Origin of the sequence: Wolbachia endosymbiont of Rhagoletis cerasi (assembly GCF_018454475.1) — a bacterium.
Lineage (GTDB): Bacteria > Pseudomonadota > Alphaproteobacteria > Rickettsiales > Anaplasmataceae > Wolbachia > Wolbachia pipientis.
In genome coordinates this window covers 1-23134 of record NZ_JADCNC010000012.1, presented here as the reverse complement: position 1 = coordinate 23134, position 23134 = coordinate 1, and the positions used below count along the sequence as shown (strand labels likewise).

Here is a 23134-nt window from a genome sequence, read left to right as displayed (position 1 = left end):
GTTCTATGTCAAAAATCGAAGAATTTCGTTCTTTTATGCACGAGATAAACGTTGATGCATTTATGTTGCATACTAAAGATGAATATTTAAATGAGTATTCAGAGGAGCTAACAAAGCTGTGTGGCTTTACAGGAACAAATGGGCTACTTATCGTTACAAAAGACAACAAGTGCCCATTTTTTACGGATGGACGCTATATCACACAAGCTCGCAATCAGCTCGATCGGGGCAATTTTCAAGTATATAATATACAAGAAGAGGATCCACGCGAATGGATAAAAGCAAACTTAACATCGACTGCCTCACTAGGTTATTATTTGCAATATTTTACCATAGAAGATATAAGAAAGTATGAGAATATCTGTAAATTAATACCCTGTTTAGCTGGAAAAAAAAGTGACTATCGAAAACAAGCAGTGGTTTTACATTCTATTGAACATGCTGGTGAAAGTAGTAAGGACAAATGTGAAAAAGTCGCTAAAAGTATAGATAAAGAAGCTGAAGCAGTGCTTTTAACTGATCCAAATTCAATTTCTTGGTTATTAAATTTAAGAAATGAAAATGCTAAATATACTCCATGTATATTGGGCCGTGCTATATTGTATAAAAGCGGTAATGTTGATTTGTTTATTCAAGATAAAGAACATTCAACTATAGAAGCAAATTTAGGCAATCATATAAATATTTTTGATATTAGTGAGCTAGAAAATTCGCTGCACAAGCTAAATTCAATAGTCATGGATCCAAGCACAACTCCAATGAGTATCATGGCTGTAATAAAAGATAAACAGGTAGCTGAGAGAGAAGATCCTTGTCTAATTTATAAAGCAGCAAAAAACCAAACTGAAATAGCTGGGGCTATAAATGCGCATATCAGAGATGGAGTGGCAGTTACAAATTTTCTATCTTGGCTTGAAAATAATGTTGGTACAGAACTTGAAGCTGAAGAAAAGATTTTAGAATACAGAAAAGAGCAGAATTTGTTTAAGCAACTAAGTTTTCCAATAATTTCAGCATTTAATGAGAATGGAGCAATAATTCACTATCGTGCAAGCAGTAAGACGAATAAAGTAATTCAGAAAGATGGACTGTATTTGATTGACTCTGGTGGCCAGTACCTTGACGGCACAACTGATGTGACAAGAACTGTAGCAATTGGCAATCCAACTGATGAACAAATAACCCACTATACAATAGTACTCAAAGCTCACATTGCTATAGCAAGTGTCATCTTTCCTCCTGGCACTACTGGTGGAGAATTGGATATATTAGCACGTACGCATTTATGGAAATTTGGAATGGACTATATGCATGGTACAGGGCATGGAGTAGGAAGTTACCTATCAGTACACGAAGGACCACAAGCAATATCAAAAAGTAATAAAGTGAAACTCACGCCAGGGATGATACTTTCCAACGAACCTGGCTATTACATTCCGGGAGAGTATGGAATAAGGATTGAAAATCTGATGTATGTCAACAGACAAGAAAACGGCTTCTTAAACTTTAAACAACTGACCTCTATTCCATATGATAGAAGACTAATAAATGTGCAAATGCTTACTAAGGATGAAATTGAATGGATAAATGGCTACCATCAATTTGTCTATAAAAACTTAGAAAATAGCGTAAAAGATAAGGAATGGTTAAAGAAGGTATGTGACCCTTTATAAGCAAAGGAGCATTTTTTATTATTTAAAAAGTATTAATGCAATTGTGACAGGTATTTTGTATTGTTTTTAATTTTAAAATAATATATAATAAAGAACACGTATTTTTAGGTAGGTTATAATTATGATAGACAAAGGGCAAGAAGATGAATTTATGAAGCAGTATATGGATACTTGCAAAGAGCAAATAGAAAAATTAGCCAAGGATCCTGAATTGCTTAATCAGACTTTAAAACCATTTATGCAAATGTCTCAGCAGCTTATGGCTGGCGGTATGTTAGAAGGGGCTATGCCTGGCATGATACCTGATTTGGGCAGTATGGATGTTAACAAGATGATTGCTCAGATGAAGGAAATGATTGACTACATAAGAGGTAACTATAAGGAACTAATGAAAGAGCATAGCTCGCAGATTCAAGAGCTTGATGAATCCAGTAAGAAGCTAAGAGGTTTAGTTAAAAAATTGATAGAAAAGATCGAAAGTAAATAAATAATATCTAACACGAGTCTCTTCTGTCATTCTATGTACAACTTTCTAGTTGGACGGTAAGTCGAGGTCAATTATTGATGTCATGAAAGTAGCTGACACTGGTTCCTTTATGACGGCAGTGCCCAGAGGTGTCATCCCAGTGCTTGACACTGGGATGGCTTTGTTGCATTGCTAGCTATGATGGATTAAAGATAAAAAAGATAGGGAATATCAGTAGCTTATTATTCTGGTATTTATAACAAGAACGGTCAATGAATACCTAAATTTGAGTAAAAGAAATTTCACTACCATTTACCAATCCGGCTAAAATTCAAGAATTTCAATGCTTTAGCTATTTTCAATAGAATTAAATTTATTAATATAAATAACAAATTACTATTCTTAAATTTGATCAGATTGATTGCAAAAAAACAAGATTTTCAATAGGTTGCTTATAATCCTAACTATAGTTAGCCTTTCATAAGTAGCGATGCAACAAAGCCCACTGGGATCCAGTTCTTATTACCTGGTGTAAAGTTAAGTTTCCTGGATTCCAGACTGGAATGACAGCAATCCTACGTCATACCGCAATTCATTCCATAGCTGTACGAACATTGTCTAGCAGGAGGGTGTCATCCCAGCGCCCCTATGATGTCATCCCAGTGCTTGACACTGGGATCTAGAAAAATTGATTGTGCACTATGCAACATTTTCGATCAAAAGCTGTATTCCAGTGTCAGCTACTTTCATCTGCCACGCGAATTGCCTGCAAATTGCAATGTTCATACAGTTATGAGCTAGTGTACATAATTGCACATGGGTTTTTACAAATTTGAAAATTAGTGTTAAATAAAAATATAAATGCAAAAGGAAAAGAAATGATTGAACTTAAAGGCCCAGAAATTTGTGCAGGCGGAAATAAGAAAAATTTGATTATTTTTTTACATGGTTGGGGCTCAAGTGGCGATAATTTCATTCACCTTGCTAAAGTTATGAGCAAGTTTTTACTGGGTTCATATTTTGCAGTACCCAATGCTCCGTTTGAAAGAGAAATAGGTGATGGTTATCAGTGGTTCAGCTTGGAAGATCGTAGTGAGGAAGCGCTATATAATGGAGTAAAAAATGCTACATCAATTGTAAATCATTTCATTGATACAAAATTAAAGGAGCTTAATTTAAAAGATACGCAACTTTCTTTAGTTGGATTTTCTCAAGGAGCAATGCTTGCAATACATACAGCTCTCACCCGCTCTCAATCCTGTGCATCAGTTGTTGCATACTCTGGTAGATTTCTTTCACCTTCAAAAACTGCACCAGAGATCAAGTCAAAACCTAACATATGTGTTATCCATGGTGATGCTGACGACGTGGTACCTTTTTCGTCCCTCGATTTAGCGGTTAAAGCTCTGAAAGAAAATGGAGTAAATGTTGAAGGACACCCAATTCATGCATTAGGGCATATTATTAATGAAGAGGGAATAAAATTAGGAGTAGAATTTATCAAGAAGAATTTTAAAAATTAATTTTCATGCACTTGTTTTGCTTTGGTTATGGATATGTAGCTAAATTTTTATCGAAAAAATTACTGAACTTAGGTTGGAAAGTCAGTGGCACATCAAGAAGTAAAAATATACAAGATGTAATCCTCTTTAATTATGAGAAAGTTAGTCAAGATCTGCTTAAAAGCGCAACGCACGTTTTAATTTCTATTCCTCCAGATGGCGATGATGTTGTGGAGAGATACGGTGATTGCCTGCAAAATGTAAAATGGCTTGGTTATTTGTCTGCAACTAGCGTCTATGGTGATCACTCTGGTAATTGGGTGGATGAGGAATCTGAAACAAGACCTATAGAAATCAGAGGAGAAAAGCGCCTTAAATCTGAAAAGAAGTGGCTAAATAGCAAACTGCCTGTACATATTTTTCGTTTAGCTGGAATATACGGCCCTAGTAGGAACGTGTTAATTGACTTGCAGCTTGGCAAAGCAAGAAATGTGAAAAAAGAAGGGCATTTTTTTTCTCGTATTCACGTTGAAGATATATCAAATATTTTATTTTCTTCCATGCAAAACATAAAACCTGGTGAAATATACAATTGTGCAGACGATTTACCCACTACACAATCTGAAGTGGTAATATATGCGACCAAACTTCTCAATGTTAGCCCTCCAGAACCAATTGAGTTACCAGATTATGCACAGAGTTTTTATTTAGGATCAAAGAGAGTAAGTAATGTTAAAATTAAAAAAGATCTTAATGTCTCTCTAATTTATCCTAACTACAAGGTGGGATTAGAGAGTTTGCACGTAAACAAAACTGAAATCACATCAGAATGATAGATAGGCTTATTGTCACTGCCATTAAGTTAAGGAAAGAATGGTTAAAAACTGAACTAAAAAGTCAGAAATAATTAAGGATTTATGACAAATGCTGAAACAGAATAGAGTAAACTTTAAAGCAGATAAACTCTGAAGTGTAAATTACTTAAGAAATAGTGACCTTACCCAGAAAAAGTGGAGAGAAAGAAAAGAGTTTTTTTGGGTAAAATAAAATTTTGGAGGATTAGAAATGGTAAGAGAATATACAGCAGAATTCAAATTGGAAGCTGTTAAACTGGCAAATGAACAAAGAAAGGTAGGTCAACCAGTTGCAAAAGTAGCAAGAGATCTAGGAATAAGGGATAGTGTATTAGGAAAATGGATGAAGAAATATAACGAAAAAAAGTCAGCAGCAAATGCATTTCCAGATGTAGCACCTTATGACAAAGAGAGATTTGATTTACAGAAAGAGTTAGCAAAAGTAACAAGAGAAAGAGACATTTTAAAAAAAGCCCTGGCCAGTCAAAAAGAGTAAAATATTTTTTTATAAAAGAGCATAGTAAACACCATAAAGTGCAGGAATTATGTAGGATTTTCTGCTAGTGGCTACTATAAGTGGACCACAAGAAAAATAAGCAGTAGAGAATCAGCAAATAAAGAGCTACTCGCAGCTATTCAAAAAATATATCAAGTTTCTAAATGTAGATATGGAGCTCCTAAAATTCATGCTGAATTGAAGGCTTTGGGTAAAAGTTGCAATTTGAAAACGGTGCAAAGTATTATGCAGAAAAATGACATCAGGGCTATACTGAAAAGAAAGTTTAAAATTAAAAAACAACAAACAGATAATAGAGCTGTAGCTCCCAATATACTAGATCAAAACTTTATTGTTGATCAACCAAATAAAGTATGGGATTACTTACATCAAAACCAAGGAGGGATGGCTATATTTGGCAGCAATAATTCTCACGTATGGTAGTTAATGAGTAGTGCAATAAATAAACAATTGGTTATGAACTCTTTATTAATGGCCATTAATAGGCGTAAACCTGTTAAAAATCTACTGCTGCACAGTGACCAAGGTTCACAATATACTGCGCAAGGGTATCAATATCTCTTAGCTGTAAAGAATATAGATGAGTAATAAAGGCTGTTGTTACGACAATTCTGTTGCAGAAAGCTTCTTTAGCTCATTGAAAAGAGAAATACTTATTGATACTTCACAACACTCTGCTCAACAAACTAGAACTGCAATATTTGAATACATAGAAATTTTTTATAACAAACAACGTCACTATTAACTATTGCATTCCAGAACAATTTGATGCATCATTCTTTTTGTAAAAAACATTCCACACTTTCTCTCCACTTTTTCTGGGTAAGGTCAAATTTCTTCTACTAGGTTTTGATATTACATATGTGTACATCCCCATCATGAATGCTATTTTCGGTAAAATCTCTTGCAACGCTCAAAAGCAGAAAAACAAAAACTTGATTTTCTCAGCTAAATAGTGGACCATCAAAAGCACGCATAAATATCTACAATGAAAGAAAAAACTTTCACAATCATCGATGGCTATGGTTTTCTTTTCAGAGCTTACTATGTACTACCTCACTTAATTACCACAACAGGAATGCCAATAGGTGGTGTATATGGCTTTCTGAATATGGTTCTTAAGTACATTGCCCATTCGGACTACTTAATTATAGCATTTGATGCAGGGAAAAAGAATTTTAGGCACAATTTATATCCTGAGTACAAAGCAAACAGAGTAACGCCTCCTGAGGATCTAATTCCACAGTTTACCATACTGAGGGAAGCGGTAGAAGCTTTTAACCTCAGCTATGAAGAGATTGAAGGTTATGAAGCAGATGATATAATCGCAACACTAGCTGCAAAATACGCCAACCACCAAGACTTTAAAGTGGTAGTCGTTTCATCAGATAAAGATTTGTTCCAGCTTTTGAATTACAATATTCTAATATTTGATCCTATTAAAAATATATACATAGATGAAAAACAAATAGTAGAAAAATTTGGTGTAAATTCAAACAAGCTTCTTGATTTATTTTCTCTGACTGGTGATGCATCTGATAACATTCCAGGTGTTCCAGGAATAGGTCCGAAGACTGCAGCTAAATTACTAGATGAATTTGATTCATTGAATAATATTATAGAGAACATTGATAACATCGAGCAAACGAGGATTCGTAATATTCTTACCGAACATAAGGAAAAAGCATTAATTTCAAGAGAACTTTTATCACTATGCGAAAAAGTAGACCTTCAACATGATATTGTAAAATATGAAGTCCATTCTCCAAATATGGAGAAACTATTATCCTTTTTAAAGAAGTATGAATTCAATTCCTTAATAGGGAAAGTGGAAAAGCTTTTTTCTTACAATGGATCTAGCACAGAAAAGAAAACAGAATATAGTAGTGAAGAGTTAGAGAAATTTTTGGAGCATTGTAGATATGAAGGCAAAATTGCAATTCATTACCACCTTGAAAACAATGTATTAAGTCTATCTTATAGCGAAAGTAATATTTTTTATATAAAGCAAGACAGCATACAAGATGCACTCATTATAATTAACTCAACTTTACTCTCAAATGGGGCGCTTAAAATAATACATAACATTAAAGAAATCAGGAAAATCTTCCCTACAGTAGAGAAGATGCTAGATTCAGTTGATGATTTGATGATAATGTCGTATAGCTTGGATACAGGAAAACACGATCACAGTATTCCAAACATAGTTGCGCATAATTTGAGTGAAAATGCAGAAATTTTCTCGGCAAAAACTTTAATAGCAATTCATGAAAAGCTAAAGCAAAGGTTATTTCAGGAAAAATTGTTCACAATTTACGAGCGCTTCGATAAGCCACTTATGAAAGTAATATTTGATATGGAGAAAAATGGGATATTACTGAACATACAAAAATTACAGGAGCTGTCCGATAAATTTCAGCAGGTAATTGCCGTGCTTGAAGATGAGATATATAATTTGGCAGGAGAAAGATTTAATATTGCTTCGCCAAAACAATTAAGTGATGTTTTATTCAACAAAATGGGGCTTAATAAAAAGAAAAAGTCAAAAAAATCTGGATCGTATAGCACCAATTATGAAGTTCTAGAGGCACTCGAAGAAGAAGGGGTAGAAATCGCAAGTAAAATCTTAAATTGGCGACATTTAAGTAAATTAAAAGGCACCTACACTGATGCATTAATAAAGCAAGTTGATCCACTTGATGGTAGAATACACACAAGCTTTTCAACGACTGCAACTGCAACTGGAAGGCTGAGCTCCAGCAATCCTAATTTACAGAATATTCCTATCAGAAGCGAAGAGGGAAATCTTATCAGACAAGCATTTATTGCGCCAAAAGGGCATAAGATAATTTCTGCTGACTATTCGCAAATAGAATTAAGACTCCTGGCACACGTTGCAAACGTTGCAGCATTTAAAGAAGCTTTTGCAAACGGACAAGATATTCATGAGATCACCGCAAGGCAAGTTTTTGGAGTGCAAGAAATAGATGAGCAATTAAGACGCAAAGCAAAATCCATCAATTTTGGAATTATATATGGCATTAGCCCATTTGGTCTTGCAAAGCGGCTTGGAATTACCATTGCGGAAGCTGCTGAATACATTAATTACTATTTTTCCTGTTACCCAGAAATAAAGGCCTATATGGAAAAAGCAGTGTCTATCGCAAGATTGCATGGTTATGTAGAAACTTTGTTTGGCAGAAGATGCTTTGTAAGAGACATAAACAATACAATTCCTTATATAAGACAATTTGCAGAAAGGGCAGCAATAAACGCACCACTGCAAGGAACCGCTGCTGATATAATAAAACGTGCGACAATTCAGCTTTTTGATCAATTGAAAGTAGGTAAAATAATCCTCCAGGTTCACGATGAACTACTGGTTGAAGTAGAAGACGAAAAGGTGCAAGAAACAGCAAAACTTGTGAAAAATATAATGGAAGGTGTAGTAGAAATTTCTATACCACTTGAAGTAGAAATAAAAGTTGGCGACAACTGGGCTCTTAATTATGACTTAAACATGGCGGATTCTAAGAGTATAGATTATTTGAATTAATATGAAAAATATGCTACAATTAAAGTATAGTAAATGTGAGTAACTCAGTTATGACAAAAATATTAACTCCACAAACAAAGAATTTGGAACCTTCAAATCAGGTAACTAACAAAGATGAGAAAGTTTTTAAATTTAAAAACGAGGAGCACCAGTTAATCTATCGTGCTTTCTTAGATATTTTAGAAAATCCAGAAACTCTAGAAAAGCAAACGAAACAGGAAATAGAAAAGAAGAAACAGAAATTGAAAGAAGAACTTCCAGATCGAGAAAAACAAGAATTACAGAATGATCTGGAGTTATTAGATAAACGATTAGAGCGATTACAGAATGGAAATGAAAAGAAAATTTTTACTTTTATATCAAAAAATCATGAAGGTATATTCAAGAAAATCAATCATGAAGATATAAAGTTACTAAGTGAAGAGAATTTTTCTCAGCTTTTACTTTCTGTGTTTAAAGAAATTAGAGAGCAAGGCTTAGCTAGAGAAGAGAAATTAAATAATGATAAAATACAACAAATAATAACCAAGTGTGTAGCTGATATACGCGGTACAGAAGCTAAAGATTCATCCATAAAGTTTGTATTGGAAATGCTGCTGCTGCTAATTGGAGGGATCAAAATAGACCCGAAAAATATTTCTGGCTCCTTTATGGATGGGATGAAAGAAAAAATACCATTCTTAGGTAAAGATAAAAAAGAAGAGGATGAACCACCGCTCAGTGATGAAGAGATGGTAAAAACGTTCTTAAGTAAATCTTTACTTCCTATTACTCTTTTTGCTTTTTCAGCATTAATATTTGGCACTGGCCCAATTGCACTAGCAATTAGTGGTGGTCTCCTTGTATGGACTGAAGTAAGTACAATCAAAAGTCTTTTTTCAAATAACAAAAAAGGTACTTTGTATGACCCTAGCTCACAAGATAAAGATGATACAGAAAAGAGAGCAAAACTGAATGGAAAAATTCTCGAGGGCATTGATGATATTTTAAAAACCCCAGTTACAGGAGTTGAGAAAGGCACCCCTGTTCCTGAGCAAGTTACTTCGGTAGGAAAAGAAAAGAGTGAACAACAGCCTGTTCCTGAGCAAATTTCCCAGGTAGGAAATGAAAAAAGTGAGCAGCGCGATCAATCTTGGACAGGAAAACAAACGAAGGGAAAAACCACAGAGCGGCAAAGGTAAGACTACTCAGGTTTACTAAAAGTGAATTGTGTAAGAGATCTGCTATTATTCTATAGCACATACAACAGGAGTATGGTCAGACGGATTTTCTAGCTTACGCAATCTATCATCTATGTAGCATGTTTCCAATTTATCTACAGCTTGTGGCGATAATAGCATATAATCTATTCGCATTCCTTGATTGTTTCTGAGTGAATTGCCTTGATAATGCCACCAAGTGAATTGTTGCAAATCTGGGTGAGATACTCTAAACGCGTCTTTAAACCCAAGATTCAAGACTGCTCTTAACTTCTCACGTTCTTTTATATGAAAGCACACTTGGCCATTCAATAAATTTGAATCAAAAACATCAATTTCATCCAGTGCAACATTATAATCGCCAGCTATAATAGTTAACTCTTCATTCTTCAACAAAGTGCTCATCCTTTCATATAGGTTATCAAAAAACTTGAGTTTATATTCAAATGCGTGAGAGTCCGGGCTTTGACCGTTTGGCACGTATACACTTCCTACCCTTATCTTACTATTGGTATACTTTATCACGCACTCTATATAACGTGCTTCTTGATGACTTTCCACAATGTCAATTTTAAACTTCTCCAGTATCGGATATTTAGATAAAACACAAACGCCATTTCTTGCAACTTGTCCATAGATAGCATATTCATATCCTAACTTTTCTATCTCTGCATAAGGAAATTGCTCTTCCGTACATTTTATCTCTTGCAGCAAAACTATATCTATCTGACTATCAACTATAAAACTACAAAGTTGGTTAACTCTTTTACGTATGGAGTTTACATTCCAAGTTGCAATCTTTAGCATCAGCAATCCTTATTAATTATATCAATTAAACTCTCCCCAGTAGGCAACCTCGATGTTATAATTTTTTTCCATTTGATTAACTTTAAACTATCAGCAATGTTCTTACTCATAGTATATGCAACTGTATTATTCATCACATGAGATAGCCCACTTTTTAGAACTAATGAACAAAATATCCTTGCTGTCTGTGAGGAAAAAAAAGCAACACTATCAATTTTACCATCCAACAGCAAATTTTTACACCTATTAGTTAGACTCCTTTTAATAATTGTTTTATAGAGTACAACTTCTCTCACGTTAAAATCTTCTTCAGATAATCTCTTTTTTAGGTCACATGATACTTCTTGTCCCCTTATATATAAGAACTTTATTGCGTTTGAATAATGAGCTTTTATGAATGATATCAGACCATCAACGTTGCTGTCTGCTGAGATTATATCAGAAAATCCCAAATTTTTTGCAGCCTGCATGGTTGAATTACCAACTGTAATAATCGGAAAGTCATCCACTTTGCATATTTGACTAAAAGCCTTTACACTGTTTTTACTTGTGGATATCACAACGTCAAATTCGTATGCAGATATATCAGGATTTAAGTACTTTATTGTGAATACTGGTTCTATATAAACTTTGTATCCATACTTTCTCAATATATTTCTTGTATTGAACGAATCCAATAAAGGCCTCGTTAATAAAATAGACTTCATTCTGATTTATTTTACTACCAGTAAAATAATATCCTTTATACACAAATTACTGAATAAAAACTTTTATTTTGATAGCTTGAGCAACTATTCAAGTAATTGATGTTGAAATGAGGATACTCAGTCCCCTATTTACCACTAAGCTTTAAATTCACTTATACTTTTTTAATGCTAATTACGTCGAACTCTTTTGAATGGCTCTCTTCAGTGGAATTATATAGCTAATATTCCTGTATAAGTTAATACTTAAGCTGCTTTTGCAGTTAGGGAGTGGTCATCAGTAGGTTTTTTTGCCTGTGGTTCGCTAATCCTAGTCCGAACGATATTAGTTGCCATAAAGGCACAGCCTAGAATAAAAAAGGCAGTGGAAACAAAAGGAATGATAGGAGATTCAAAGGGCAATATAGGTGTAATTCCTCCTATTAAAAACAAAACGTTAGATGTAATATCAAGACAGATCTTCGTTAGTTTTTCTTGTCCAGGAGTGTTTTCTACACCAAGCTGCTTATTAAGATCACGCTGCCTAAAATGATCAGCTAATGACCATATGTTTAAGGTAGATGAAAGTACACTTAATATAGTGCAGGCAATACTAAAATACAGACTTAAGACAGGAATATTCAAGACCAATGCCGCTATGTATCCAATGAAAGAGATAGTAGATAGTGTAGTAACTAAGCGTTTCGAGTAAGTTCGTACCTTCTTTCTGCAGGCTAACTTATTTTTTTCACTATACATAGCATGAATATTACCTAATATGTTATATTATAACATTAATTAATTCAATAAGCAATATGGAAGCTAAGAGTGCCCGAGAGAAGACTTGAACTTCCACAACTTAAAAAGTTACTAGCACCTGAAGCTAGCGCGTCTACCAATTCCGCCACCCGGGCTTTTTATAGTTTACTATGTTAAAGTTAAATAATATACTTAAACAATTTTTAGTTCAAAGGTAATGCCAAATCTAGATCAAATATTTTTTGCTCAAAACAATGTTAATATTAATAACGTATATAAAATAGTCAATAACGCTTTGAGCAATAGCGATGGTGGTGAGCTGTTTCTAGAATTTTGCCAGTCGGAGTCCCTGGTTTTTGAGGATAACATATTAAAACACATGGACTTGAATACTAGAAGGGGATTTGGTTTAAGGTCTTTTTGTGAAGATAGTACATCTTTCGTTTGTTCTTCTGAGATCAGCGAAAAAGAAATTAGTAATGCTGCTTCTATGGTAAAAAGCTCAGTGTCTTTAAACAAGACAAATTCAATAAATTTAAACGAAGAGACAAAAAGCCTATATTCGAGGATTAACCCTATAAATGAAATGGATCTGAATTCAAAGATTAAGCTACTCAATGAGGTTAATGAGTATGTAAGGTCCAAAAATAACTGCGTGAAGCAAGTAAAAATAACTCTAAGTGGAGAATGGCAAGTTGTACAAATAATAAAGGGTGATCACAGATTAAGCGATATCAGGCCTCTGGTACGTTTTAATGTGCTAGTCATTGTAGAAAAAGATGGCCGTACCGAAAGAGGTTCTGCAGGGCATGGTGGAAGGGACTCTTATAGTAAGTTTATTTCTGAGAAAAAGTGGAAAGAAGTTGCAAACCAAGCGTTAGAACAAGCACTGGTAAATCTTGAAGCAATTCCAACTCCAGCCGGAGAAATGACAGTCGTTTTAGGTCCAGGCTGGCCAGGAATATTGTTACACGAAGCCGTGGGTCATGGACTTGAGGGCGACTTCAATCGCAAAAAAGTCTCAGCATTTTCAAATTCTGTGGGTAAACAAGTAGCAGCTAGTGACATCACAGTAGTTGATGACGGAACTCTGCCCAATTTGCGCGGCTCTATCAGCGTAGACGATGAAGGCACTCCACCCAGTGATAATATATTGATAGAGGATGGGATCCTAAAAGGATACATGCAGGATCATATGAACGCTAAATTCATGGGTGTAAGCCCAACTGGTAATGGTAGAAGAGAAAGTTATAAAGAAGTTATTATGCCGCGCATGACAAACACCTATATGTTGCCCGGAAAGTATACACCGAAGGAAATAATATCTAGCGTAAAGAAAGGTCTATATGCAGTAAATTTCGGTGGTGGGCAGGTTGATATAACGTCAGGAAAATTTGTTTTTTCATCTTCGGAAGCTTACCTAATAGAAAATGGCAAAATTACACAGCCAGTAAAAGGAGCAACACTAATTGGTGATGGTCCAACAGTGTTGAAAAAAGTATCTATGGTTGGTAATGACTTAAAGTTAGATCCTGGTGTTGGCACATGCTCGAAAGATGGACAAAATGTGCCCGTTGGAGTTGGTCAGCCGACACTCAAAGTCGACGCAATAACTGTTGGTGGAACTGAGATATAGATAAGGGCTAAAACGGATTCCAGCGCACGGCGCACAGCTGTACAAACATTGTGATTTGGAAGCAATTGCCACCAATAGGGTGTCATCCCAGTGTCTGGGCACTGCCTTTGTGTTTGAGGCAAAACTGGCTATAACATTTAACACACTGCTTTCGCAAATAAATGTTCGTACAGTTATGTGTCAGCTACTTGGATGACACTTTTGTACTTGATGCAAGATTATATCTTGAAAAAATTAAGTTTTAATGCTATAAAATAATTGTAAATTTTGTCTCCGTGGTAGCTTTATGAATGTTGAAAGTAAAAAAATACACGATGCTAAAATAAAATTACCAATATTTCTTGATTATCAATCTACTACTAAAGTAGATCCCCGTGTTTTAGAGGTGATGATACCTTACTTTGGTGAGTTCAGTAATGCACACTCTCGCAGCCATTCATTTGGTTGGACTGCTGAAGAAGCAGTGGAAAAAGCAAGGAAACACATCGCTGATCTGGTGAACGCAGATAGCAAAGAAATTATCTTTACCTCAGGTGCAACTGAGTCAAATAATACGGCAATCAAGGGCGTTGCTCACTTTTATAAAAATAAAGGAAATCATATAATCACTGTCTGCACGGAGCATAAGTGTGTTCTGGATTCTTGTCGGCATCTGGAAAATGAAGGCTTTAAAGTTACATATTTGCCTGTTAAGCAAAACGGAATTATAGATTTATCAAAGCTTGAGGAAGCAATTACTGATAAAACAATTTTGATTTCAGTAATGATGGTAAATAATGAAATCGGAGTAATTCAGCCTGTAAAGGAGATTGGTAAAATATGCAGAAAGCATAATATATTTTTCCATACAGATGCAGCTCAAAGCTTTGGAAAAGTTCCAATTGATGTTAATGAGATGTGCATTGATCTTATGAGTCTCTCTAGCCACAAAATTTATGGACCTATGGGAATAGGCGCATTATACGTTCGTAAAAAGGGCTCTCGTGTTAGATTGACACCATTGATCAGTGGTGGTGGACAAGAAAGAGGTATGCGTTCTGGAACAGTTCCAACACCTCTTGCAGTTGGTTTGGGTGAAGCGGCACGTATTGCTAGAGAAGAAATGAAAAAAGAAACAACTAGAGTGGAAGAATTAAGGGATATTTTGTATAACAAGATAAAAGAAGCGTTTCCTGATATCGTTTTAAATGGTGATTATGAAAATAGAATTCCTGGCAACCTAAACTTGAGCTTTCCCTATGTTGAGGGTGAGTCTCTCATCATGGCAATCAAGGATTTAGCAGTAAGTTCTGGTTCTGCGTGCACGTCTGCGTCTCTTGAGCCTTCCTATGTAGTACGGTCGCTAAATAATGGCCATGACCTTGAGCATTCATCAATTAGATTTGGCCTAGGCCGATTTACAACTAGAGAAGAAGTTTTGTATGCAGCAGATCTTGTTGCTAAAAATGTTGGCCGACTGAGAGAAATGAGCCCACTTTGGGAGATGGTACAAGAAGGAGTAGATTTGAACACCGTGAAATGGGACTCTCATTAAATGTATCCGTTCCAACTGCAAATGCACTTTGAAATTACTCTGTACCGTTCACACTTAATTCTTCAATCTCACTAATAGAAAGGCCAGTAAATTTGACAATAGTGTTGACATCAACATTGTTAGCCAGCATTGCTTTTGCGACTTCGATTTTTCCTTCGATTTTTCCTTCAATTTTCCCTTCCTCTTTACCGATTTTGATGCCTCTTTCTTCGCCAATTTGGATGCCTTTTTCAGTAGCAAGGTCAAGTCTGTATTCAAGAATGGCTTCTTCTTTCCGTAGATCCATTATTCTTTCTTCATAAGCTACTAAATCTTTTTCATTCCAGCTAAACCTGTCTAATTCATCGTAGGCTAACTTTATTATTGGTGCTTTTTCTGCTATTTTCCTTAAGTCTTCTTCCGTAGTTTCATCTGCATATTTGAAGAAAAATAACCAACGATCCACTATGCTTTCTAGCTGTTCTTCCTTATTCTTAGGAAATTTAGGTAGTTCAATAAATACAAATTGAAAATCTTTTAAGTCATGCTCATTGGTTTTCTCATCTCTTATAGTGTGGCTGGATATATAATCAAGCTTATCAGGAAATAAATTACAATTAGAGATAGCAATAAAGAAAACCTTCTTTAAATCAATGTACTTACCAGATTTATCAGCTTGCCTTGAGTAAGCCTTAGCAGCATATAGTTGAGCTCGTTTTTCGAAGCCTTTATCGCGAGTGAGCTGCATTTCAATCACATACCTAGCCCCACTAGAGTCCCTGCAAAGAACATCAACTATACTTTGCTTATCAGAGGCAATTTCAGGATCCATTATAGTACTGAGGAATTCCACTTCTTGTATAGTATTTATCTCGGTAAACCCTAAAATATCATTCAAAAAATGTATGAGAATATTCTTATTTTTTTCAGTGCCAAATATTTTTTTGAAGGTTAAATCCAGCTTAGGGTCGAGAAACTTAGATAAAGCCATAGCCAAAGTGCTTAAAAATATTAATAATTATACACTATTATTAACAATTATTCAACCATATTTTTGAAGATAGCTATGCCGCCGCGAACCGTCATACCGCCGCGGTATCTCTAGATCCCGCTAACAAGCAGCGGGATGACGAATTACTTAACCGTCATACCACCGCGAACCGTCATACCGCGATTCATTCGCGGTATCTCGGCATAGATTCCGCTAACTAGTAGCGGAATGACGATTGTGTATCGTGCTTTGCTAAAAAAAAAATCACAGAATGCAGTCTGGTTACATTACTCTAGCTATACGCAACAACTTTACTTTCAACAATTTTGTGAGCAATAATACGACTTTCACAATCAATATTTATTATATCAGATAGTGAATTAATATCGGTATAACTACCAAAACTTTCCATTGTTGATTCCACTACCTCTACTATTTCCAAAAAGCCGATTCGTGACTTCAAAAATTCATTAACAGCTATTTCATTTGCAGCATTGAGCATAATACTGTTTGTTTGTGGAGTAGAAGAGTTTAACACTGCCATGCTAAGCTTTAGCGCAGGAAAACGCTTATGGTCTGGCTCTTGAAAGGTCAATTTTCCTTGCTTTGTTAAATCTAATTTACGATTTAAAGCTGATCTTTCCGGCCAAGATAGAGCATATGAAATAGGAATTGCCATGTCAGTTTCTGCAAGCACAGCAAAGTTGAACCCATCCTTATAAGTTACAATTCCATGTACTATTGACTCAGGATGCACTACTGCTTCAATTTTATCCGGGCTGATGTTAAACAAGTTATGTGCTTCTATTATCTCTAGTGCCTTATTCATCATTGTTGCGCTATCAACCGAGATTTTCTTTCCCATATTCCAAGTGGGGTGACTAAGCGCCTTATCTACCATAACATTTTTTAATTGCTCAAGGCTATAATTTAAGAATGGTCCACCAGAAGCAGTAAGTATGATCTTTTCTACGCATTTGTCGTCATTTTGCAAAATTTGAAAAATTGCATTGTGCTCAGAGTCAATAGGGATTATTTGTACATTTTTTTCTTTAGCTTTTTTGAGTAATAACTTTCCACCGCAAACAATGCTTTCTTTGTTTGCCAATGCAATGACTTTGGTACCGCTTTCTATAACTTCCATAACTGGCCCAAGGCCTGCAATGCCAACTATTGCAACAACTGAGAGATCAACAGGTATGGTAGCAATATTTGTAGCACCAATTGCTATTTTTACATCTGTACCAAGTAAACTTTCTTTCAAATCTTTGTAAAGCCTTTCATCGGAGATAGCAACATATTTTGCATTTAGCAGTTTTGCTTGGTGTGCCAGTAGAGCAAAGTTCGAATGGGCACTTAGTGCTTCCACTTGGTATTCTTCTTTTCTCTTTGAGAGCAAATCTACAGTCTTTTGTCCAATGCTTCCTGTTGATCCTAAAACTGAAACCTTTTTCACTAAGACAAACTCATAACAATAGCAACTTTTCTTGCGAACCCAACTATTCAATAGTTTTTAAGCGTTTAACCAAGTTCATGCCCATAGTCATCGCCAACAGATGGTGAAGGACCAGGTGAAAAAGATTGACCATGGTGATCACCTGCATCATGCATGTCTTGCAAACCATCAGCATTATGAGCTATCTCGTTATTGGCATGAGGGTAATCATCTGAGTGATGTCCCTCATCACCATGAGCCATATCCATTCCTTCTGATGGCATATCTTCCCCACCTCCACCTGAAAAATATTCTGCAAGGCCTTCAAGAAATTTTATGCCAAACATATTACCTGATTTTCCAAACAGCGTTACTAGACTACTACCACTCACCAAACCTTCAAACACGTTACTATAAGCAGCAATTGCTCCTTCATGAAAGTTGAACAACCATTTCATTCCATCGACAACTGTTGAAACAGAGTCACTATGACCAAGACCAAAACCACTTTTCTCACCAGCAGCCTCTTGGTGTTGCTGCTGCGCTTGCCATTCTGCAATGTTTGGACCTTGAGCTTCACTCATAAATTTTTACTCTCAACCTTAAGCTATTATTTTATCACAAATATTGCAAAATATCAATAGAGCTTTTGAATATAGCTAATACAAACAATTTCTGTCATCCTATATATAGCTAAACTGACTTACGACAATTTGAAAAACGACAAATTCGTCATTCCGCTACTAGTTAGCGGAATCTATGCCGAGATACCGCGAATGAATCGCGGTATGACGTGTTAGCTATAGGATCCAGTTTGAAAAAAATCTGAATTCCAATGTCCACTGCCTTTTACAAAGTTAAAACTTAAAAATATGACTGTTAGCAATAGTGTATATATCTTTAGCTATATATAATGAATGAATTTTTTTATATATTCGTTATTAGTATTTTGTATTTCCTGAACAGTTCCATGGGAAATGATCTCCCCTTCATATAATACTGCTATTTTATCAGCTATTTTAAATGCGCTATGAATATCATGTGTAATCGTGATAATTGTAGGGTTAAGATCTCTAGATAATTTTATTATTATCTCGTTTACTATATCTGACATAATTGGGTCCAATCCTGAAGTTGGTTCATCCAAAATAATGATTTCTGGATTGTGTGCAATCGCCCTTGCAAGTGCCACTCTTTTTTTCATTCCACCTGATAGCTCTATTGGAAACATATCTGCTATGCTTTCCTCCAGTCCAACATCATTTAACTTCTCGATTGCTAGCTGTTTTGCCTCTTTTTTGCTGATATTAAAGCGCTTTTTATAATTAAAAGATATATTTTCCCACACTGTAACGTAGTCAAATAAAGCGGAATTTTGAAATAAAACCCCAAATTTATTTTTGCTTTTACTATTTATTTTAACAGACCCTGAGTCTGGAGCAAGCAAGCCGATAATTGTTTTTGTTAATACAGATTTGCCGCTTCCTGAGCCACCAAGTATGACTAATGATTCCCCTTTTAATATATCAAAATTTAGATCTTTTAGTACTGTTCTATCATCAAAAGATAAGCTTAAGTTCAATATTGATATTATGGGGTTACGCATGTATCAAAGTAATCATGTAGTTTGCTAAAATGATCAGTATGGACGATAAAACAACAGTTGATGTTGTAGCAACACCTACTCCTCGTGCACCTTCTTTGCAATGGTAACCGTAATAGCAGCTTGAGACAGAAATTATGGCGCCAAATACAGTTGCTTTTATTAGCCCAGTTATAAAATCATACGTATTAAAGAACTGAGCTGTGTGTTTAATGTATATATTTAAATTGTGGTTAAATTCGAAGACTGCAGTGATACATCCTCCAAATATTCCTATTAAATCTGCACATACTGTAAGTATGGGAAATACTATGATTGACGCTAAAATCCTTGGTGCAATTAAATATTTAAAAGGGTTGATGTTCAAGGTTGTAAGTGCATCTATTTGCTCGGTGATGCGCATTGTACCAATTTCTGCTGCAACTGATGATCCAACCTTTCCTACCATTATTAAGCTGATCAAAACTGGTCCTAACTCTTTAATGATAGTGATCGTAACAAGTTTGGGTATTATCTGTTCTTGGTTAATTAATGGGTCACTCAAGCTACTTTGTAAAACTATTGCCGCTCCTATAAAAACTCCAGTGAGCCCAACAATTGGCAGAGAGAAAAAGCCTATCTCTATAATTTGTCTTGCTATGTTGCTAAAATAATATGGTGGCACAAGGCAGTGGTATAGAGATTGAATAAAAAATATGAATGCACTACCAAGCCTTAACAAAAAATTGATAAAGTACCTACCAATTATTCTAACACTATTTATATCAAAAAAGCTCACTTTGTATTCATTTTAGCTAGAGGTTAGTCTTACTGATTTTATTAAAATTTTTATTAACTTTATCGCAAAGTATAGCTGAGATATGTTTTAAGTTCAATATACTTGATGTTTTAATTTATAGCTTAACCCAAGAAAGGTTTCCCTACGTCATACCGCGATTCATTCGCGGTATAGATTCCGCTAACGAGTAGCGGAATGACGGTTTTTCAAATTGTAGAGCCACTTTAGCTATAGAACTCAATTACATAAGCAAACCTTACTTATTTTACTATCCCTGTTTACTTCCTGTAAAAAACATGTTACTAATGTATTGTATTTTGTAGTAGAATGGAGGAAATTTTGGCAGTTCCAAAAAGAAAAAAGTCAAAGTCAAGGCGTAATATGCATCGTTCTCATCATGCTATTCAGCCTAAGAATATTGTGGTGTGTTCAACAACTGGGGAATTCATGTTGCCTCATAACGTAGCAGTTGATGGCAGTTACAAAGGAAAACGGGTTTTCATTAAGCAACAGGCAGAGTGACTATTATGATATGTTATCTACGGTCAATAATAATATAGTTATTGCACTTGACGCTATGGGGGGCGATTTTGCGCCTCTTTCCGTAATTCATGGTGCTGGTTTTTTTTTAGACAACCTTGTTGACCCAGGCATTAAAGTTTTTTTTCATATTTATGGAGATAAGGAAGAAGTATCTCCTTTGCTTTTGAAATATAAAAAAGTAAGTAACAATTCTGAGTTTACTCATTGTTCTGACAATGTCCTTGCAAATGATAAGCCATCTTTTGCGCTGAGACATCGTAAAGACTCAAGTATGAAAGCTGCCATTGAGGCAGTAAAAAAAGGTAAAGCTTTCGGAGTGGTGTCTTCAGGCAACACCGGAGCATTGATGGCAATTTCCAGATTTATTTTAGGAACATTACCAAATATTTATCGTCCTGCTATTGTCTCTATCTGTCCAACTAAGACAAAAAGCTTTGCTTTGCTTGACCTTGGTGCAAATGTTGATTGTAATGCCGACTCATTATTTCAATTTGCGTTAATGGGTAGTATATTTGCAAAAATAGCATTAAAAATTGACAATCCTGAAGTTGCTTTGCTAAATATCGGCACAGAAGAAGTTAAAGGTAATGACTCAGTGCGCGGCGCTTTTGAGTTGCTTAAAAACGCTCCAGGCATTAATTTCAAAGGGTATATAGAGGCAAGTGAATTTTTAGAGGGTAATATAGATGTGATTGTTGCTGATGGTTTTGTTGGCAATGTAATGCTCAAAACGGCTGAGGCAACCGCTAGTACCTTTATCAATCTAATAAAGCAGGAAGTATTCAATTCGTGGATAGCGAAAATGCTTGTTGGTATATTGTTAAAATCCAAACTAAATAAAGCTTTAACGCGTTTTAATCCCAAAATTAGAAGTGGAGCTATGTTTTTAGGGCTGAATGGTATCATCATTAAAAGTCATGGAAATTCTGATGCTATTTCTTTTGCCCATGCCATAAAATTTGCAGTAAATGCAATTAGTGAAAATTTAAATCAAAAGATAATTAACGGGGTAAGTCATATTGAATAAAAGTTTCATATTAAGCACTGGATCTTACCTACCAAGAAAAATGTTGAGTAACAACGAAATTGCATCGATAGTTGAGACGAGCGATGAATGGATAAGGCAGAGAACAGGAATAGTTCAAAGGCATATAGCAGATGAAGGAGAACTAACGTCAGATCTAGCTGTAAATGCAGCAAAAAGTGCTATAGAAAAAGCTAAAATTTCAGTAGATGAAATTGATTTAATCATAGTTGCCACAACAACGCCTGATAAAACTTTTCCTAGCTGTGCAACAATTGTACAAAGTAAGTTAAAATGTAAAAACGCATTTGCTTTTGATGTACAAGCAGCATGCTCTGGTTTTATATATGCAGTTACAGTTGCTGATTCGCTCATAAAATCTAACAATAGAATTAAATATGCATTGGTTATAGGTGCTGAAATAATGTCTAGGATTGTTGATTGGGAAAATAGGTCAACTTGTGTACTCTTTGGTGATGGTGCTGGTGCAGTAATAATGAAATCAGCATGTCATTTTAACGTCATTCCAACAAATGATGCTGATACTTGGGTGGCAGAGAAGGGGGTTACAAAAGGTATAATTTCAACTAGCCTATATTCTGATGGCAATGTGGACATACTATGTACGAACGGAGGGATATCCTCAACTGGTGATTCTGGAAAAATATGCATGAATGGAAGAGAAGTGTTTAAACATGCAGTGGATAAGTTAACAGCCTCAGTAGAGGAAACTCTGAAATGCAATAATTTGAAAATCACTGATATTGACTGGTTAATTCCCCATCAAGCAAACATTCGTATTATTGAAGCAGTAGTAAAGAAATTAGATTTTCCTATAGAGAAAGTGATTAATACCGTTGATAAGCATGCAAACACCTCAGCGGCATCAATTCCACTGGCCTTAGACTATGCAATACAAGAATCAAAAATAAAATCAGGAAATCTGGTACTGCTGATTTCAATAGGTGCAGGCCTGACCTGGGGTTCCGTGTTGCTGCACTATTAGACTTCCTGCATTACCTCCTGTCATCCAAGTACCCTCTTTGTCATTCCAGTGCCTCTTTCTCCTGTCATCCCAGTGCCCTGACTACTTGGATCCAGAAAAAAGAATAGTGTCATGAAAGTAGCTGATACTGGTTTTCATCCAAGAGGGTGTCATCTCAGTGCCCTGACTACTTGGATCCAGGAAAAAAATGGTGTCATCCAACTCCCCTGTCATCCCAGTGCTTGACACTGGGATGGCTTTGTTGCATCGCTACTTATGAAAGGCTAACTATAATTAGGATTATAAGCAACCTATTGAAAATCTTGTTTTTTTGCAATCAATCTGATCAAATTTAAGAATAGTAATTTATTATTTATATTAATAAATTTAATTCTATTGAAAATAGCTAAAGCATTGAAATTCTTGAATTTTAGCCGGATTAGTGAGTGGTAGTGAAATTTCTTTTACTCAAATTTAGGTATTCACTGACCGTTCTTGTTATAAATACCAGAATAATAAGCTACTGATATTCTCCACCTTTTTTATCTTTAATCCATCATAGCTAGCGATGCAACAAAGCCATCCCAGTGTCAAGCACTGGGATGACACC

Annotated in this window: 23 protein-coding genes, 1 tRNA gene and 1 pseudogene; 16 read left to right on the top strand and 9 right to left on the bottom strand. The window is 35.4% G+C overall.

Annotated features, from left to right (window positions below):
• Positions 1-5 precede the first annotated feature (5 nt).
• The 9 genes and pseudogenes from INQ25_RS04840 to INQ25_RS04790 all read left to right on the top strand — a co-directional run bounded on the left by INQ25_RS04840 (position 6) and on the right by INQ25_RS04790 (position 9749).
• Positions 6-1673 carry an aminopeptidase P family protein gene (locus INQ25_RS04840; RefSeq protein ID WP_213863194.1) on the top strand — a complete coding sequence of 556 codons (1668 nt, stop codon included), beginning with the start codon at positions 6-8 and terminating at the stop codon, positions 1671-1673.
• A 121-nt stretch (positions 1674-1794) separates the two neighbouring features.
• Positions 1795-2160, top strand: a complete 366-nt coding sequence (locus INQ25_RS04835; RefSeq protein WP_064125381.1) for a hypothetical protein — start codon at positions 1795-1797, stop codon at positions 2158-2160.
• A gap of 49 nt (positions 2161-2209) precedes the next feature.
• Positions 2210-2335 (top strand): hypothetical protein, encoded by a 126-nt coding sequence (locus tag INQ25_RS06675; RefSeq protein ID WP_281410249.1) that lies wholly within the window; start codon positions 2210-2212, stop codon positions 2333-2335.
• A 455-nt stretch (positions 2336-2790) separates the two neighbouring features.
• Positions 2791-2940: a hypothetical protein gene (locus INQ25_RS04830; RefSeq protein ID WP_213863193.1), complete on the top strand. Its 150-nt coding sequence runs from the start codon at positions 2791-2793 to the stop codon at positions 2938-2940.
• Positions 2941-3017: 77 nt separating this feature from the next.
• Complete coding sequence (locus INQ25_RS04825; RefSeq protein ID WP_015589325.1) at positions 3018-3662, top strand: alpha/beta hydrolase; 645 nt, start codon at positions 3018-3020, stop codon at positions 3660-3662.
• Positions 3663-3667: 5 nt separating this feature from the next.
• A complete protein-coding gene (locus INQ25_RS04820; protein WP_213863192.1) occupies positions 3668-4474 on the top strand; it encodes an SDR family oxidoreductase in 807 nt (268 codons plus the stop codon).
• Positions 4475-4706: 232 nt separating this feature from the next.
• Positions 4707-5800 (top strand): annotated as a pseudogene (locus tag INQ25_RS07010) (IS3 family transposase).
• Between the two features lie 200 nt (positions 5801-6000).
• Entirely contained in the window at positions 6001-8568 is a 2568-nt protein-coding gene (polA, locus tag INQ25_RS04795; protein WP_213863191.1) for a DNA polymerase I, read from the top strand.
• A 50-nt stretch (positions 8569-8618) separates the two neighbouring features.
• Positions 8619-9749, top strand: coding sequence for a hypothetical protein (locus INQ25_RS04790; protein WP_213863190.1), 1131 nt, complete (start codon positions 8619-8621; stop codon positions 9747-9749).
• A 45-nt stretch (positions 9750-9794) separates the two neighbouring features.
• Here the strand turns inward: INQ25_RS04790 and INQ25_RS04785 are convergent, their stop codons facing one another.
• The 4 genes from INQ25_RS04785 to INQ25_RS04770 all read right to left on the bottom strand — a co-directional run bounded on the left by INQ25_RS04785 (position 9795) and on the right by INQ25_RS04770 (position 12171).
• Positions 9795-10574 (bottom strand): exodeoxyribonuclease III, encoded by a 780-nt coding sequence (locus tag INQ25_RS04785; protein ID WP_213863189.1) that lies wholly within the window; start codon positions 10572-10574, stop codon positions 9795-9797.
• Entirely contained in the window at positions 10574-11281 is a 708-nt protein-coding gene (locus INQ25_RS04780) for a uroporphyrinogen-III synthase (RefSeq protein WP_213863188.1), read from the bottom strand. The genes INQ25_RS04785 and INQ25_RS04780 overlap by 1 nt, the downstream gene beginning before the upstream one ends.
• A gap of 243 nt (positions 11282-11524) precedes the next feature.
• The gene (locus tag INQ25_RS04775) at positions 11525-12016 is read right to left on the bottom strand and encodes a hypothetical protein (RefSeq protein WP_015589319.1); all 492 of its coding nucleotides are present in this window, start codon (positions 12014-12016) and stop codon (positions 11525-11527) included.
• 70 nt (positions 12017-12086) lie between these two features.
• A tRNA-Leu gene (locus tag INQ25_RS04770) sits at positions 12087-12171 on the bottom strand.
• Between the two features lie 62 nt (positions 12172-12233).
• On the opposite strand from INQ25_RS04770, the gene tldD reads away from it, so the two are divergent.
• The 3 genes from tldD (at position 12234) to INQ25_RS04755 (ending at position 15186) form a co-directional block, all read left to right on the top strand.
• Positions 12234-13652: a metalloprotease TldD gene (gene tldD, locus INQ25_RS04765; RefSeq protein WP_213863187.1), complete on the top strand. Its 1419-nt coding sequence runs from the start codon at positions 12234-12236 to the stop codon at positions 13650-13652.
• A 55-nt stretch (positions 13653-13707) separates the two neighbouring features.
• On the top strand, positions 13708-13848 hold the full coding sequence (locus tag INQ25_RS04760) for a hypothetical protein (RefSeq protein ID WP_153296798.1): 141 nt from the start codon (positions 13708-13710) through the stop codon (positions 13846-13848).
• Between the two features lie 90 nt (positions 13849-13938).
• Positions 13939-15186 carry an IscS subfamily cysteine desulfurase gene (locus INQ25_RS04755; protein WP_213863186.1) on the top strand — a complete coding sequence of 416 codons (1248 nt, stop codon included), beginning with the start codon at positions 13939-13941 and terminating at the stop codon, positions 15184-15186.
• A 34-nt stretch (positions 15187-15220) separates the two neighbouring features.
• Here the strand turns inward: INQ25_RS04755 and INQ25_RS04750 are convergent, their stop codons facing one another.
• The 5 genes from INQ25_RS04750 to INQ25_RS04730 all read right to left on the bottom strand — a co-directional run bounded on the left by INQ25_RS04750 (position 15221) and on the right by INQ25_RS04730 (position 19972).
• Complete coding sequence (locus INQ25_RS04750; RefSeq protein ID WP_213863185.1) at positions 15221-16156, bottom strand: Rpn family recombination-promoting nuclease/putative transposase; 936 nt, start codon at positions 16154-16156, stop codon at positions 15221-15223.
• A 292-nt stretch (positions 16157-16448) separates the two neighbouring features.
• The gene (gene dxr, locus INQ25_RS04745) at positions 16449-17612 is read right to left on the bottom strand and encodes a 1-deoxy-D-xylulose-5-phosphate reductoisomerase (protein WP_213863184.1); all 1164 of its coding nucleotides are present in this window, start codon (positions 17610-17612) and stop codon (positions 16449-16451) included.
• 65 nt (positions 17613-17677) lie between these two features.
• Positions 17678-18175, bottom strand: a complete 498-nt coding sequence (locus INQ25_RS04740) for a hypothetical protein (RefSeq protein WP_213863183.1) — start codon at positions 18173-18175, stop codon at positions 17678-17680.
• A gap of 320 nt (positions 18176-18495) precedes the next feature.
• Positions 18496-19197, bottom strand: coding sequence for an ABC transporter ATP-binding protein (locus INQ25_RS04735; protein ID WP_006279859.1), 702 nt, complete (start codon positions 19195-19197; stop codon positions 18496-18498).
• Positions 19190-19972, bottom strand: a complete 783-nt coding sequence (locus tag INQ25_RS04730; protein WP_015589313.1) for an MlaE family ABC transporter permease — start codon at positions 19970-19972, stop codon at positions 19190-19192. The genes INQ25_RS04735 and INQ25_RS04730 overlap by 8 nt, the downstream gene beginning before the upstream one ends.
• A gap of 339 nt (positions 19973-20311) precedes the next feature.
• Between INQ25_RS04730 and rpmF the strand changes: the two genes are divergently transcribed.
• The 4 genes from rpmF to INQ25_RS04710 all read left to right on the top strand — a co-directional run bounded on the left by rpmF (position 20312) and on the right by INQ25_RS04710 (position 22880).
• On the top strand, positions 20312-20494 hold the full coding sequence (rpmF, locus tag INQ25_RS04725; RefSeq protein ID WP_065094662.1) for a 50S ribosomal protein L32: 183 nt from the start codon (positions 20312-20314) through the stop codon (positions 20492-20494).
• 10 nt (positions 20495-20504) lie between these two features.
• On the top strand, positions 20505-21542 hold the full coding sequence (plsX, locus tag INQ25_RS04720) for a phosphate acyltransferase PlsX (protein ID WP_213863202.1): 1038 nt from the start codon (positions 20505-20507) through the stop codon (positions 21540-21542).
• Positions 21535-22545 carry a beta-ketoacyl-ACP synthase III gene (locus INQ25_RS04715; RefSeq protein ID WP_182321005.1) on the top strand — a complete coding sequence of 337 codons (1011 nt, stop codon included), beginning with the start codon at positions 21535-21537 and terminating at the stop codon, positions 22543-22545. Before plsX ends, INQ25_RS04715 begins: the two co-directional genes overlap by 8 nt.
• Positions 22546-22691: 146 nt before the next feature.
• Positions 22692-22880: a hypothetical protein gene (locus INQ25_RS04710; RefSeq protein ID WP_213863182.1), complete on the top strand. Its 189-nt coding sequence runs from the start codon at positions 22692-22694 to the stop codon at positions 22878-22880.
• Positions 22881-23134: the final 254 nt, after the last annotated feature.

Excerpts from the sequence above, each read along its gene's own strand:
- INQ25_RS04840 (WP_213863194.1), top strand. The coding sequence starts at position 6 with ATGTCAAAAATCGAAGAATTTCGTTCTTTTATGCACGAGATAAACGTT.
- INQ25_RS04835 (WP_064125381.1), top strand. The coding sequence starts at position 1,795 with ATGATAGACAAAGGGCAAGAAGATGAATTTATGAAGCAGTATATGGAT.
- INQ25_RS04830 (WP_213863193.1), top strand. The coding sequence starts at position 2,791 with ATGTCATCCCAGTGCTTGACACTGGGATCTAGAAAAATTGATTGTGCA.
- INQ25_RS04825 (WP_015589325.1), top strand. The coding sequence starts at position 3,018 with ATGATTGAACTTAAAGGCCCAGAAATTTGTGCAGGCGGAAATAAGAAA.
- INQ25_RS04820 (WP_213863192.1), top strand. The coding sequence starts at position 3,668 with ATGCACTTGTTTTGCTTTGGTTATGGATATGTAGCTAAATTTTTATCG.
- polA (WP_213863191.1), top strand. The coding sequence starts at position 6,001 with ATGAAAGAAAAAACTTTCACAATCATCGATGGCTATGGTTTTCTTTTC.
- INQ25_RS04790 (WP_213863190.1), top strand. The coding sequence starts at position 8,619 with ATGACAAAAATATTAACTCCACAAACAAAGAATTTGGAACCTTCAAAT.
- INQ25_RS04785 (WP_213863189.1), bottom strand. The coding sequence starts at position 10,574 with ATGCTAAAGATTGCAACTTGGAATGTAAACTCCATACGTAAAAGAGTT.
- INQ25_RS04780 (WP_213863188.1), bottom strand. The coding sequence starts at position 11,281 with ATGAAGTCTATTTTATTAACGAGGCCTTTATTGGATTCGTTCAATACA.
- INQ25_RS04775 (WP_015589319.1), bottom strand. The coding sequence starts at position 12,016 with ATGTATAGTGAAAAAAATAAGTTAGCCTGCAGAAAGAAGGTACGAACT.
- tldD (WP_213863187.1), top strand. The coding sequence starts at position 12,234 with ATGCCAAATCTAGATCAAATATTTTTTGCTCAAAACAATGTTAATATT.
- INQ25_RS04755 (WP_213863186.1), top strand. The coding sequence starts at position 13,939 with ATGAATGTTGAAAGTAAAAAAATACACGATGCTAAAATAAAATTACCA.
- INQ25_RS04750 (WP_213863185.1), bottom strand. The coding sequence starts at position 16,156 with ATGGCTTTATCTAAGTTTCTCGACCCTAAGCTGGATTTAACCTTCAAA.
- INQ25_RS04740 (WP_213863183.1), bottom strand. The coding sequence starts at position 18,175 with ATGAGTGAAGCTCAAGGTCCAAACATTGCAGAATGGCAAGCGCAGCAG.
- INQ25_RS04735 (WP_006279859.1), bottom strand. The coding sequence starts at position 19,197 with ATGCGTAACCCCATAATATCAATATTGAACTTAAGCTTATCTTTTGAT.
- plsX (WP_213863202.1), top strand. The coding sequence starts at position 20,505 with ATGTTATCTACGGTCAATAATAATATAGTTATTGCACTTGACGCTATG.